The sequence below is a fragment of the Labrenzia sp. THAF187b genome, assembly GCF_009363375.1.
Classification (GTDB): domain Bacteria; phylum Pseudomonadota; class Alphaproteobacteria; order Rhizobiales; family Stappiaceae; genus Roseibium; species Roseibium algicola.
Genome location: NZ_CP045344.1, coordinates 576,902 through 589,567 on the forward strand (window position 1 = coordinate 576,902; position 12,666 = coordinate 589,567).

The 12,666-nt window shown below is 57.4% G+C and carries 12 protein-coding genes; 6 read left to right on the top strand and 6 right to left on the bottom strand.

Annotation, left to right across the window (positions count from 1 at the left end):
* Window position 1: 1 nt before the first annotated feature.
* From FIV03_RS02680 to FIV03_RS02695, 4 genes are all read right to left on the bottom strand, one after another.
* Window positions 2-1,051 (bottom strand): AbrB family transcriptional regulator, encoded by a 1,050-nt coding sequence (locus tag FIV03_RS02680; protein ID WP_173013753.1) that lies wholly within the window; start codon window positions 1,049-1,051, stop codon window positions 2-4.
* A 132-nt stretch (window positions 1,052-1,183) separates the two neighbouring features.
* Entirely contained in the window at window positions 1,184-2,740 is a 1,557-nt protein-coding gene (locus FIV03_RS02685) for a tripartite tricarboxylate transporter permease (protein ID WP_152508582.1), read from the bottom strand.
* A 10-nt stretch (window positions 2,741-2,750) separates the two neighbouring features.
* Window positions 2,751-3,182 (bottom strand): tripartite tricarboxylate transporter TctB family protein, encoded by a 432-nt coding sequence (locus FIV03_RS02690; protein WP_152508583.1) that lies wholly within the window; start codon window positions 3,180-3,182, stop codon window positions 2,751-2,753.
* 77 nt (window positions 3,183-3,259) lie between these two features.
* On the bottom strand, window positions 3,260-4,249 hold the full coding sequence (locus FIV03_RS02695) for a tripartite tricarboxylate transporter substrate-binding protein (RefSeq protein ID WP_152508584.1): 990 nt from the start codon (window positions 4,247-4,249) through the stop codon (window positions 3,260-3,262).
* 352 nt (window positions 4,250-4,601) lie between these two features.
* On the opposite strand from FIV03_RS02695, the gene FIV03_RS02700 reads away from it, so the two are divergent.
* Window positions 4,602-5,384: a cysteine synthase family protein gene (locus tag FIV03_RS02700; protein ID WP_286202258.1), complete on the top strand. Its 783-nt coding sequence runs from the start codon at window positions 4,602-4,604 to the stop codon at window positions 5,382-5,384.
* A 1,078-nt stretch (window positions 5,385-6,462) separates the two neighbouring features.
* On the opposite strand, the gene FIV03_RS02705 is transcribed toward FIV03_RS02700, so the two are convergent.
* Together FIV03_RS02705 and FIV03_RS02710 are read right to left on the bottom strand one after the other, a co-directional pair.
* Window positions 6,463-7,347 (bottom strand): hypothetical protein, encoded by an 885-nt coding sequence (locus FIV03_RS02705; protein WP_152508585.1) that lies wholly within the window; start codon window positions 7,345-7,347, stop codon window positions 6,463-6,465.
* A gap of 292 nt (window positions 7,348-7,639) precedes the next feature.
* Window positions 7,640-8,776, bottom strand: a complete 1,137-nt coding sequence (locus FIV03_RS02710; RefSeq protein ID WP_152508586.1) for an iron-containing alcohol dehydrogenase — start codon at window positions 8,774-8,776, stop codon at window positions 7,640-7,642.
* A 782-nt stretch (window positions 8,777-9,558) separates the two neighbouring features.
* Here FIV03_RS02710 and FIV03_RS02715 point away from each other — a divergent pair.
* The 5 genes from FIV03_RS02715 to FIV03_RS02735 are packed head-to-tail and all read left to right on the top strand — an operon-like array spanning window position 9,559 to window position 12,660.
* Entirely contained in the window at window positions 9,559-10,038 is a 480-nt protein-coding gene (locus FIV03_RS02715; RefSeq protein ID WP_152508587.1) for a hypothetical protein, read from the top strand.
* Between the two features lie 22 nt (window positions 10,039-10,060).
* A complete protein-coding gene (locus FIV03_RS02720) occupies window positions 10,061-10,774 on the top strand; it encodes a MotA/TolQ/ExbB proton channel family protein (protein WP_209009837.1) in 714 nt (237 codons plus the stop codon).
* Window positions 10,764-11,138 carry a biopolymer transporter ExbD gene (locus FIV03_RS02725; protein ID WP_055657393.1) on the top strand — a complete coding sequence of 125 codons (375 nt, stop codon included), beginning with the start codon at window positions 10,764-10,766 and terminating at the stop codon, window positions 11,136-11,138. The genes FIV03_RS02720 and FIV03_RS02725 overlap by 11 nt, the downstream gene beginning before the upstream one ends.
* 14 nt (window positions 11,139-11,152) lie before the next feature.
* Window positions 11,153-11,545, top strand: coding sequence for a biopolymer transporter ExbD (locus FIV03_RS02730; protein ID WP_209009838.1), 393 nt, complete (start codon window positions 11,153-11,155; stop codon window positions 11,543-11,545).
* Window positions 11,542-12,660 carry a TonB family protein gene (locus tag FIV03_RS02735; RefSeq protein ID WP_286202259.1) on the top strand — a complete coding sequence of 373 codons (1,119 nt, stop codon included), beginning with the start codon at window positions 11,542-11,544 and terminating at the stop codon, window positions 12,658-12,660. Before FIV03_RS02730 ends, FIV03_RS02735 begins: the two co-directional genes overlap by 4 nt.
* The last annotated feature ends 6 nt before the right edge of the window (window positions 12,661-12,666 follow it).

Genomic DNA, 12,666 nt, shown 5'->3' on the forward strand with positions numbered 1-12,666 from the left:
GTCAGTTCTCCTTGATAGACTTAAGACGCCTCAACAGCATCGGACCGAGAGCCAATGCCAGGAGGACGCGAAACAGGTGGTGAAAGCCGACAAAGGCGACCTCGCGCCCCATTGCCACGGCAATGAGCGACATTTCGGCAAGGCCGCCCGGCGCGTAAGCAAGCATGAGCGCAAGCGGGTCCCAATCGGTCAGAGCCGCAGCAACGTTGGCCATGAGAAAGGCAATGGAGATCTGCGTCACCACAACGACGACGGCAGCACCGACGACACCTGCGAGCTGAAAGAAGGTCGTGCCGAGAAACCGGGCGCCGACATTGATGCCGATGAAGACCTGCACAATGGTCATGACCCAGGGTGGGACTGTGAAGTCGGTGACGCCGGACACATGCAATGCTGCACTCAACAGGAGTGGAACAAGCATCGATGGCACGGGAAAACGCCGCAATCGTGTAGCCAGAACACCGACGCTGATGCACACGACAAACCAGATCCATCCGGAGGCCGGCATCGCGGCCATGGCGGCCGGTGCGGTGCGCTGGATGTCGATATGGGCAAACCAGGCAATCAGAAACGGAAGGATGAGGATCGAAAGCGCGATGCGCAGGGCGTGAATGATCGCCACTCGAGCCTGATCGGCGCCTGCCTGTTCGCTCAGGAGGATCATCTCGGTGATGCCGCCAGGCACAGAGCATAACGCCGCTGTCTGTGGATCCAGGGAAAACAGGCGCCGAAGTATTATGAAACACACGGTGCACATCACCAGAAGAGCAGCGCAAAGAAAAACCAGCGAGAAGGCCCATTCCGGCAAGGACTGAATCAGGTCGGACGAGACCCGGGCACCCAGCATGGTTCCCACGGCAGCCTTCACAGGTGGCATCAGTGGCGCTGGCTGCTCCAAAGGCAGTTTGGACAAGGAGGCCACCGCGACCACAACCATTGCCCCGACAAGCCACCCGAGCGGGATCCCGGTGCGTGACACCAGCCATCCACCCAACGCCGCGAGTGCCGCAGTGCCGACAACCCGCAGCCAATAGACCAAATCTACGTTCAAGGTTTTCGTCCAGCAGCGACGGCGAAGGGCAAGGTCTCGCCCCGGCGATATCGCCAGTTGCTTTCAATGCCGACGGCGTCTGACACAAGGGCGGCGTCGAAACTCTTGAAGCACCGAAGGCAAGCGCAGAAATCAGTCGCCAACACTGATCTCCTCGATCTCTTCTTCCTTTCGCTGCGCCTCCATGCGCTGGCGGACACGACGGCCCATGAAGATCGGCAGGATGAAGCCTACGATCGCGATGATCCAGAGGATGATCGCCAAAGGCGACCCAACGAGGATCGTCCAATCGCCATCCGAAATGGTCATGGCCCGGCGCAGATTCACTTCCATCTCGTTGCCGAGCAGGATGCCGAGGATGATCGGCACCAGCGGAACGTCGAGCTTGCGAAGCGCCCAGCCGACCAGACCGAAGCCGACCATCATCGTAAGGTCAAAGGTCGAGCCAGAAATGCCGTAAATACCGACAAAGGAGATCATGGCGACGACCGGCATGAGGATCCGGGTGGGCACCATCAGGACCCGTGCGAAAAGACCGACCATGGGGATGTTAAGCAGGAGCAACATCATGTTGCCGATGAAGAGCGCTGCAATAAGCCCCCAGACGACGTCGGGGTTCTTCTGAAACAGAAGCGGCCCCGGAGTGATGTTGAGAGACAAAAGGACGGCGAGCAGCACGGCGGTTGTGCCCGAGCCAGGAACCCCCAGTGCCAGCATGGGAACAAGTGCCCCACCCGCTGCTGCGTTGTTGCCGGCTTCGGGAGCCGCAACGCCTCGCGGGTCCCCCTTTCCGAAGGCCTTGCCCTTGCCGTCGACGATCTGCTTTTCGACCGAATAGGACAAGAAAGACCCCAGGGAAGCACCAGCCCCAGGCAAGACACCAGCGAGAAAGCCGATAATGGTGCTGCGGATCATGGTCGGCGTGCAGTGCTTCAGCACAGCAATCGACGGCACGAGGCGTCCGATCGACAGTTTCGAGGACTTGTCGGCAATCGCGGACCCACGATGATGTTCAAGGAAGATGAACACCTCGGACAAGGCAAAGAGGCCGACGATGGCGACCAGAAAGTCGATGCCGTCATAAAGATGCACTTCACCGAAAGTGAACCGCGGCACGCCTGTCTGCGTGTCGACACCGATCATCGCAATTCCAAGGCCCAACATGGCTGCAAAGGCCGACTTTGCCTGGTTCATTGCCGAAATTCCGCCAAGCGTTGCGAATGCCAGCGTAAACAGCACGAAATACTCGGCGGGCCCGAACAGCAATGCGATCTTCACAAGCTGCGGCGCAAGCAGCACCAGCCCCCAGGTCGCAAAAAAGGCTCCCACGAAGCTTGCAATTCCGGAAAGCGTAAGCGCTTCGCCTGCCCTGCCCTGCTGCGCCATCGGATAGCCATCCAGGCAGGTCATCATTGCCGGCTCGTCGCCGGGAATATTCAGCAGAATGGACGAGATCCGTCCCCCGTACATCGCCCCATAGTAGACGCTGGTCAGGAGGATCAGCGACGCAGTCGGCCCGAGACCCAGAGTGAATGCGATCGGGATCAGGATCGCCACGCCATTGGCCGGGCCGAGTCCCGGAAGCGCTCCCATCAACGTCCCGAGAAAGCATCCGACCAACGCCAGAAGCAAGTTCTGGAATGTGAGTGCAACCGCAAATCCGTCAGCGAGGTTGGCAAGCGTTTCCATGGGCGTTTCCTCAGAAGCCAAGCGGGCCCTTGGCCAGGGAAAGGCCAAGGATCAGACGAAAGACGACATAAATTCCGATTGAGGTCGCAACACCGATCACGACCGAATTGAGCGGTTTCGAACCAAGACGCCATGTCAGGTAAGTGGTCGCAATAGCCGTTGATATGACAAAGCCAAGTTCAGGCAGGAGATGGGCATAGGCCAACATGACGGCGACAGCGAAAGCGATCTCCAGGAGAGGCCCGGCAGAGGGCCAATCAGGTGCAGGATCTGGTTTCAGAATGAAGACCGTCGAGCACACTGCGAGTATGACGCCGATAATTATGGGAAAGGTACTGGGCCCGATGACGTCAGCCATAAAGCTCTTCGGGATGATCGTCGCCGCCCAGATGTAGAAGGCTGCCAGGCATACACCGACACCGCCGAGAATTCGGTCGCTCATGGTCCGCTCCGGGATAAATGGATTTGAAAAGGTCGCCCCGACCGTCAAAGACGTCGGGGCGTTAAACCGGTACCGGGTTACTGGATGATCCCGATTTCCCGCGAAATCGTTTCGATTTCCGAGATATTCTGCGTCACGAAAGCATCCGCATCAGCGCCAAAGTTATTGAATGGCTCAATTGCAGCTGCCTTCAGTTGATCCTGAAAAGCCTCGCTGGCAACGAGCTTCTGGATCGCTTCGTCCCAGAATTTCTTGGAGGCTTCGGAGCTACCTTTCGGAACGTAGAGACCACGCCAGTTCGCCCCCAGGACGTCATAACCTTGCTCGCGTGCCGTCGGGATATCCGGGAAGCCGCTCAATCGTTCGGGTGCAAGCACCGCAACGACACGAATGTCGCCAGATTCAAGAAAGCCGCGCACTTCGGAGAAGTCGCCTGAGAAAACCTGGACGGAGTCCGAAAGCAAAGCGGTCATCGCTTCTCCGCCACCTGCAAAAGCGACGTATTTCATCTGACGCACATCATCGAGGCCTGCCGACTTTCCGAGCAGCAAGGGCTTGATGTGGTCGTAGCCGCCAACCGCCGAGCCACCGGAGAAGGCGACCGAACGGGGATCTTCGACGACAGCGTCCATCAGCTCCTTGAGTGTCTGATACTTGGAATCCTTTGCAACAGCGATCGCACCGTATTCCGCACCGAACGTCGCCAGCCAGTCCACGTCGTCAGCCGTATTGCCCGGAAATGCACCCTGAGCCAGACGCGAAGTGGTTCCGTTCGACGCTGCAATGATCAGGTTGTCGTCGGTGTTGCGTTCGTTGACGACATGAGCATAGGCAACGCCACCGCCGCCACCCGACATGTTAGTGACCTGCATTGCGCCATCGATGATGCCTTCATCAAAGAGCAGCTTGGCGGTGGTGCGGCAGATAAAATCCCAGCCGCCACCGGGATTGGCCGGTGCGATGCATTCCGGATTTTCAGGTTTGAAGTCCTGCGCCTGCGCTCCAGACACAGATGCGAGGGAAGCAAGTGCAACAAACGCACCTGCACGAATGGTGTGACCGAACATGTATCCTCCCAAATTGACAAGCGACCGACGTCCAACATGCAGTCGCCAGAGCTATATTGCATATTTAGATCATAAAATGCAATATTAGCGTTGAAAATACACCTCGGCATTCAACTTCCTGAAATTTATAATTATTTCTATTTTATAGGTTTTCACGCCATTTTCAGAATCAGATAAATGCACTTTTGAATCTAAAAAAATTTTGAGGATGTTGATTTCAGACATTTCTTGGCAAAGATAGCCGCACAGTCTCTGTCGCACGCACGCATACGAAAACGGACCGCATCTCCAAAGAAGCAGGTCCGCTCAAAATCAGCGGTTCTCAAAACCAACAAAGGAAGAGGCCAATTGAATGACCACCCCGCCCTGTGCCACGAATTCCATGCTCGATACCATTGGAAACACACCCGTGGTGCAACTCAGCAAAGTCGTTCCGGAGCGAGCGGGGAAAGTTTTCGTCAAGCTGGAGTATTTCAACCCAACCGGATCTTACAAAGACCGGATGGCTAGAACCATGATCGCCGAGGCGGAACGCCGTGGCAGCCTGGAGCCGGGAATGACAGTGGTTGAAGCCAGTGGTGGCAGTACAGGCTCATCGCTGGCATTTGTATGCGCCGTGCGGGGACACAGGTTTCACGTCGTTTCGTCCAATGCCTTCGCGCAGGAAAAGTTGCGAACCATTGCAGCCTTTGGCGCAATCGTTGAACTCATTGAGAGCCCCACGGGCAAAATCACCGCCGACCTGATACCGAGCATGATCGCCCGTGCCCGCGAGTTGGGCGAAATGGACGGATACCTCTATTCGGATCAGTTCAACAATCCCGACTCGCTCGCGGGTTACAGAACCATCGGGGAGGAACTGATCGAGCAGTTCCCTGAGGGCATCACCGCCTTTTGCGGTGCAGTCGGCATCGGCGGGATGCTGATAGGTACTGCCCAGGCTCTCAAGGCAGTCAATCCGGAAACGCGTGTCGTACTGCTTGAGCCGGCATCGTCGCCGACAATCACCGAAGGCAGGCCCGGAACACATCATGTCGAGGGGATTGGCATCGGCTTCATACCGCCGCTTCTTCTGAAATACCCTGTATACGATGAAGCGCGAAGCGTGCCGGAGACCGAGGCCCGCATTATGTGACAGCGCCTGGCGAGCGAAGAAGGCATCTTCGCCGGAACATCGACTGGAATAAACGTGCTGGCAGCAATCGAACTCGCCAAAGAACTCGGACCGACCGCCACCGTCGTTACAGTCGCTTGTGACAGCGGCCTCAAATACACGAACGGAGTGTTGTTCAACAGTTCGCGGTCAATCACTTCCTAAGTGGCTTACCTCTTAAAAGACATCGAATGTTAGCTGCTGGAATTCAAATCAATTCCCGACAGGAGTTGCGCTGCCTATGTCTGCTTCCGGGAAACTTGCATACGGAACTAAACGACCTATGTGGGGCCGCGAAGCTGCCATTGAACCAATCGAAGGTGAATGTCCGGAATCGGCCGTTTGTGTCGACCAGCACCACGAGGTAGGGATAGGCGCGTCACGACGGCGAAAGGCTGCTTGGAGCCCAAACCTACCGGTCTTTCGGCCAATTATGGTGCATGTAAGCTGCTAGTTCTTCCTTTTCCGAATACACTTCGAAACGGTGTCTAATACCCGAGTTCGCAAGTGTCCTCGACACACGGTGAGAGAAGGCCACAAGTTCTTCGGTCGACCTGTGATCGGCGCTTACAGAACCAAGACTCAGATCGCCACCTAATTCTCTGAAAACAAAGTGATTGAAGTCCGCCAACCTTAACGAGAACTTTCCTTCAATGACGGTGTAGCCATCAGACCTAAAAATGCTCGCCAGTTCATTCATTGAAGGCCATCTGGATATCTCAGCGGCAAGTAGCGCGTATCCATTGCTCATGCATTCGAACCCTTGCTGAAAAACGTCCAGCAAGAGTATCTGGGCGGATTTCAAATGTCAGCTAAGTCCCCTAAGCGGGCCTTGGCTGTGAGGTAGACAACGCAGAAGTGGATGGGTGGTATGGCGGGCCGGCGCGCAGCATGCAGTTCCACCGATGAACGGCAGCGGACCGTCGGATAATGGCCGCAGCGATCAACAATGCGGACATTGGTGCGCCACGCAGCCAAGGTCCGGATCGTGTCAGAGAGTAGGTTGTCGGGAATTGCGCGCCTTCTCACTGCAACTGAGATGACCCCAGCCAACGGAACGTCAATTCAATCCGTTCAAATAGCCTGACGCAGAACCGCTTCCGGACATGGAGAAAAAGACGCCGTTATCACGCTCAGCGCTGTTTGGCTTCTGCCGAACCCTGTTCCTCAGGGCTTCCGCTGTAATGGATACCCCAACCTCAAGATTTGAATGGTGTTCACCAAGGCTCGGATCAATGAGGCCGTGCTGGTACCGGTCGACAAGCGCTTCAGGGAGATCAACCAGCCAGAAGTTTTCGTCAGAATGGAAGGACAGAAAGATCGTATAAGGGGCAATCCCATGTTCTTTGATCATCGCCTCAATCAGAAGCATGCCGCCATCAAGCGATAGGCCCACCTCCTCGCGAATGGCCTGGGGTGCTTCTGTGTATCTGTAGGCGGGCGGCGCCCTGCGCGGCATTCGAAAAAACAATGGTGGCTTTTCAAGCAGGCTGGGGCAGAAAGTGCCAATTTTTTCAATGAAGACCTTTCCTATGCCGAACTCATCGCCATGAAAGGCAATCATGTGTTCAACCGACTTGTAGGCAATGTGTTCGTGCCCAACGAATTCGGCTGAATTCGCATCACCAACCAAAACGTCGTTCTGGTAATCGACATCCAAAAGTGTGAATTCACATCCGGTGATCCCAATACTGAAATTCCATTGGTGCTCAAAAAGACGATTTACGTCTCCGGGATTGCGCACCAGGATCTTGATCCCAATGACACCAAATGGCGCTTCGCGTGAGATCATCTTTTGAACGGCACCGTCTTGAATATCAAAGACTGTGGACGTGTTCCACAAGTCGATGAGATGAGACTGAAATTCAGCGCCTATCCTGTCAATCAGTCTTTCAACGCGGCCCTTACTTGGTGACACATCAGTCTCCGGTCTCTTTTTGGTCACTCATGCTTCAGACCAATATATGTGATCCGCGCATTGTCGGTAACTCCCTGCCTTTGAAAATAGCGCACCTGGTAAGGTTTAGAAGGTCCTTCCCATAGCACCTTCACCCGACGCGAAATGAACGGTCAATCCGTATGCGATGAATGATGGCTTTTGGGAGCAAACGGAAAGCCGACGAACGACCGAAATGGGGACGCATTCCGGACCACCAGCTTCCGAAAATACCGACACCGCGGTTCTGGGTGGTGCTGTGGTCCGGAGAGCGCTCAAGGGAGTTTCAGAGACGGTCCCGTCAATAAGAAGCTTGCAGCATCCTGAGATAGTCGTCGGCGGTTGCGTCAATGGGGTTGGTCTTGTGGCTGTGGTCGGCCAAGGCACCCTGAATGATGCGGTCGAAGAGATCTTCCGAAACACCCAGCTCCGACAGGCTGACGGGCAAACCGATGGCCGCCGTCATCTCCTTGATGGCCGCTCCGATATCCGTTCCGGTAGCCAGACCCATGGCATCGGCCATCCCGGCATATTTGTTCTCGCTGACTGATGTCGGGGCCGCCTTGTTGAATTCCAGAACCGCAGGCATGAACACCGCGTTCAAGGTGCCGTGGTGCAGCTTCGGATTGAGCCCGCCGAGCGCATGACTGAGGCTGTGCACACAGCCCAGCCCTTTTTGGAAGGCCATCGCGCCCATGGTTGCGGCGATTGCCATGTTGGCGCGGGCGTCCTTGTCATCCGGTGTTTCTGTCGCCTTGCGGATATTCGCCCAGGCGCGGCGCAGTCCTTCAAGTGCGATGCCGTCTGCCGGCGGATTGAAGGAAGGGGCAAGATAGGTCTCGATGCAGTGCGAGATAGCGTCCATTCCGGTGGCTGCAGTCAAAACGGGCGGCAGCGTCATGGTCAATTCCGGATCGACAATCGCGGCTTTCGGGACAAGGAATGGAGACAACAAACCGACTTTCCGGCCATCATCCAGTATCACAATCGCCCCGCGTCCGACTTCGCTACCGGTGCCTGACGTTGTCGGAATAGCGATGGTCGGCCAGGTCTTTGCCGTGATTTTTTGCAGGCCACCCTCGATGACCGCATAGGTCTTCAGGGCGCCGCCATGTGCGGCGAGGATGGCAACCGCCTTTGCGAGATCGATCGCCGATCCGCCACCTATGGCGATAATTCCGTCGGCTTCAACCTCTTTGAACAAGTCCGTCGCGACACGGACGGCCGCCTCATTCGGGTTGCCGGGGGTTTCGTCGTAAACGCCTGCCAGCTCCTTGCCGAGGACGGCTTCAATCTTGTCGAGAAATCCGAGCCCGCGCACGCCCTTGTCCGTCACTACGAGCGGGCGCGAAATTCCGGCGAGCGCCAGTTCCTCCTTCAACGTGGCAAGCTCGCCAAAACCGAACTGGACCCGGGTTACGTAATTGATCAGAGGCATGCCGCTCCCTTTACTGATATGCCCAATGGAAACTGATCCGGATTGAAGGCTAGCCATTTGGGCGAATATTTTTGGTTCGCCGCAAGATAAACTCTAAATGTGACCTGTAAATCCACTCTCTTTCAATTTGGGTATAACGAGAAGAGAATTGACGCTTGCCGCAATGCCGTTCCTCTCGAGAGAGAGACTTCGTTTGCTCTCTGTCATTTCGGTGATCGATGACAACGGATAACTGGCAACAGTTCGTCCGCCCAGGGTCAGCAGCAAACTGGCAGCTTGCGTGCTTCGATCGGGTTTAGTAGCGCAAGCGCTCTCCATTCCACCGACCTTCATCTGCCTGTCTTCTGACGAAGTGTTCTGAAAGGTACCTCAGGTCGGCACGTCTGCGGCCTGCGGGCTCGCTTGGCAGGTGCTGAAATGGTCTGTGTCCCGGCATCGCCGGTGATCCGCTTAAATTCTGAACTAAAAATTCAACTTTTTTAATCCCGACCGGTTCCCTCACCCGCTGCTTTCGGTGTAAAGATCGATTAGCCAGGGCAGCGACGGTCTTGATGACGATCGCGCAGACCGCCTCAGCCTACAAAAATCTCCAGCAGTTCTGAAAGCCATTCGTGCGTTTCGTGCGTCCCGACGGGACAGCCCTTTTCGCGGATTGATACCCCCATGCGGCTTCGCCGAAGCCACACACGTGCTGCCCTGGAGACAAGTCTTTAACTCGAATGACGCGCGGTCGAAATTCTTATCCGGAACCAGGCCGCGAGCCGCTACGGGAGAGCGAAGGGATGAAGAGATCTTTGGTTTCGGCGCCGGTTCGGGCGGTTGCGCTTGCCTTGATGCTGAGCAGTCAGTTTGCTGCCGCAGCCAACGCGCAATCGGCGTCTCAGGCAGCGTCCCAAACCGCCTCCAAGACAAGCGAAGCGATCTCCGTCCAGTTGAACGATGCGGAGACGGTCAACGGGTCCTGCCGGTTGACCTTCGTCATCCGCAACACCTTGCCAACTCCCGTAAACGCCCTTGGCCTCGACCTGGTGATGTTCGACACGTCTGACGGCGTTTCCGGCTATGCGGCGATCGACTTCGGCGATCTTCCCACCGGCAAGACGCGTGTCCGGCAATATGACGTTGCCAAGGGAGACTGTACCGGCATCTCTCGCGTCCTTGTGAACGAGGTGCGCGCCTGTGACCTTCAGGACACCGCCCAACAGGACTGCCTGCCGCTGCTGCGGATCGACTCGCGGTCGGAAATCGACCTGATCCTCTGATGAAAACCCAAGCGTGATCAAAATGCCTGATGTCCCTACCGCGGCCCTGCCGCACTTCCTGTCTCCGTTGACCGGCCTCGTCGATCAGGGCGGCCCGGTGGTGTTGTTCCTGCTTGCCCTTTCCCTGGTGGCGGCAGCGCTGATTGCCGCCAAGCTGCTGCAGTTCCTGTATCTGGGTGTCGGCCGTTTCGGTACTGCCCGCAAGGCGCTGGACCTTTGGCTGGACGGCCGGCCTCAGGAAGCGAAAACGATAGCAGCCAGCGGAAAATCCGTGGTTGCCGACATCATGCTGAAGCTCGTGCAGGGCAGCGCTCGCAGCGAAACCAGGACCGAGCTTCTGAAAGAGGACGTCGAGCGGATCTGCATTCAGCGGATCAACACGCTGAGGGCATACCTTCGCCCGCTCGACATGATCGCGCAGACAGCACCGCTGATCGGCCTTCTGGGGACCGTACTCGGCATGATCGAGGCCTTTCAGGCCATGCAGGGCGCAGGCGCGGCGGTGGACCCTTCCGTTCTGGCCGGCGGAATCTGGGTAGCCTTGCTGACGACCGCCGTCGGCCTTTCGGTCGCGATACCCGTGTCGGCCATTGTCGGCTGGTTCGACAGCCGTATCGAGGCGGAGCAATCCGAGATGGAAGCGCTGGTCACGGCGTTCTTCACCGGGGCGATCGCCGAACGCGGTGCCGCCCGGATCGTGGCCCTGGAGGCTTCGGAGACGAGGCATGCAGTTTAAAGCAAGAGTGCGGCGCAAGCCCGTCGGCCTGACCTCGCTGATCGACGTCATCTTCCTGCTGCTGCTGTTCTTCATGCTGGCGTCCAGCTTCACACGGTACCAGTCGCTGGACATTTCCAGCGGTGCTGAAGGTGGCGGCGCGGCGGAAAGACCCGCCTACCTGCGTATTCACACGTCGGAAAAGCTGGACCTGAATGGCCGCCCCCTGATGAAGGCGGACATGGCGGAACTGTTTTCCGCGCTCAAGGAAAACAGTGTCGTCGCGATCTGGTCCGGCCCGGATGCAAATGTCCAGGACGTGGTTGATGTCATGTCCGAGGTTCGCAGAAGCGGGCTGAAGAGCGTTCTGGTGACGGGACAATAGGTGACCTCATGCGCATGAAATCCCCACAGCGCCGCGAACCGCCGGAAAACACCATTCCGCTGATCAACGTCGTTTTCCTGATGCTGATCTTCTTCCTGTTTGCAGGGTCGGTTGCCCGGGACGATGCCAGGAAAATCGAACCGCCGCTGAACATACTGGAAGACGAGACCATCCGGTCCACCGGCGCACTCATTGTTGACCCGCAAGGCCGCACCTTTGCCGGAGAGGCCGAAGTCGGCGTTGCCGACTGGCTTGCGCAGCAGGATGAGCCAGGCGGCACAGACGGTCCGATCAAGGTGGCTGCGGACGGCACGCTGAAGGCGGACGCCCTGGAAAAGGTGTTGCGCGAGCTGAAGGATGCCGGACGCACCGACATCGTGCTCATAACAAGAAGAGGCTCGAAGTGAGTTTCGCGCGTTTCCTGGCTGCCGGGGCCATCCTTTCTCTGGTGCTGCACGGCACCGGCGCCGCCTTTTTCGCGAAAGATCCGAATGAGATCTCCATTGCAGCTTCTGAAGGCGGCGGCGTTTCGGTGATCGGGTCCATCGAGGATCTTGTAGCCGGAGCACAAGTGGATGCCGTAGTCGATCCTCAGCCTGTCGAGGACGTGAAGCCGGACGTAGAGCCAGTCGAAGAAGTACAGGTGAACACCGCAAAGCCCGAGGTGCGGTCCGGCACGCCAGTAAAACCGGTAGAGGTCCAGCCAAGCCCGGCCGTTGCCGAGGCAGTGCCTGACACGCCAGCGTCAGAACCTGTTCCGTCCGTTCCGATGGTCGCAGGCGTTACTTCATTGGAACCGGTGAAAGCGCCGGCGACAACGCCGGAAGTCGCGACGGCGTCAGAAACGTTGCAAGGCAGTGTCACACCGGAACCAGTCAAACCGGCCGGGCCGGCCGAGCCGACACCGGAGCAAAAACCTGTCGAAATTGCACGGGTGGAGCCAGCCGCACCGGTCGAGACTGTTCAGCCGGTGGACCAGCAAACCGAAGTGCAACAGCCTGTTGCCGATCCGCTGGCCGAGGTCACGCAGACACCGAACCGCAAACCCAAGCCGCCCGTGCGAAATGCGGAAGCCCCCAAGACCGAAGAGCAGAAAAAACCCAAGAAGGTTGTGAAAGCGCAGAGGAAGGGTGCGGAAACCAGCGCCCGAAAGGGCGGTGAACGCGTCACCAGCCGGAGTGCGAAATCCAACACCAATAGCCGGGCGAATGCCCGCACCAATGATGGCGGTACCAAAGCAACGTCCAATTATCAGGGCAAGGTGGTGGCCAAACTGCGCCGCGCAAAACGTTATCCCCGTGAAGCGAAACGTCAGAGGTTGGAGGGAACGGTGAGTGTCGGCTTCACGATTTCATCCAACGGCGCTGTTTCCGGTATTCGCGTGACCAGGTCCTCCGGGCACCCGGTGCTGGACCAGGCCGCGCTCGACATGGTGCGCAGGGCCTCGCCCATGCCCAAGTTTCCGGGTGATATTCGCGTTGCGCGCATGAACATGCAGGTGCCTGTCCGCTTCGACCGCTAACACGCC

Bases quoted from the DNA above. Each gene is read 5' to 3' on its own strand.
- FIV03_RS02725 (WP_055657393.1), top strand. From the start codon at position 10,764: ATGCAGTTTAAAGCAAGAGTGCGGCGCAAGCCCGTCGGCCTGACCTCG.
- FIV03_RS02690 (WP_152508583.1), bottom strand. From the start codon at position 3,182: ATGAGCGACCGAATTCTCGGCGGTGTCGGTGTATGCCTGGCAGCCTTC.
- FIV03_RS02715 (WP_152508587.1), top strand. From the start codon at position 9,559: ATGAAGAGATCTTTGGTTTCGGCGCCGGTTCGGGCGGTTGCGCTTGCC.
- FIV03_RS02720 (WP_209009837.1), top strand. From the start codon at position 10,061: ATGCCTGATGTCCCTACCGCGGCCCTGCCGCACTTCCTGTCTCCGTTG.
- FIV03_RS02730 (WP_209009838.1), top strand. From the start codon at position 11,153: ATGAAATCCCCACAGCGCCGCGAACCGCCGGAAAACACCATTCCGCTG.
- FIV03_RS02685 (WP_152508582.1), bottom strand. From the start codon at position 2,740: ATGGAAACGCTTGCCAACCTCGCTGACGGATTTGCGGTTGCACTCACA.
- FIV03_RS02695 (WP_152508584.1), bottom strand. From the start codon at position 4,249: ATGTTCGGTCACACCATTCGTGCAGGTGCGTTTGTTGCACTTGCTTCC.
- FIV03_RS02710 (WP_152508586.1), bottom strand. From the start codon at position 8,776: ATGCCTCTGATCAATTACGTAACCCGGGTCCAGTTCGGTTTTGGCGAG.
- FIV03_RS02700 (WP_286202258.1), top strand. From the start codon at position 4,602: ATGACCACCCCGCCCTGTGCCACGAATTCCATGCTCGATACCATTGGA.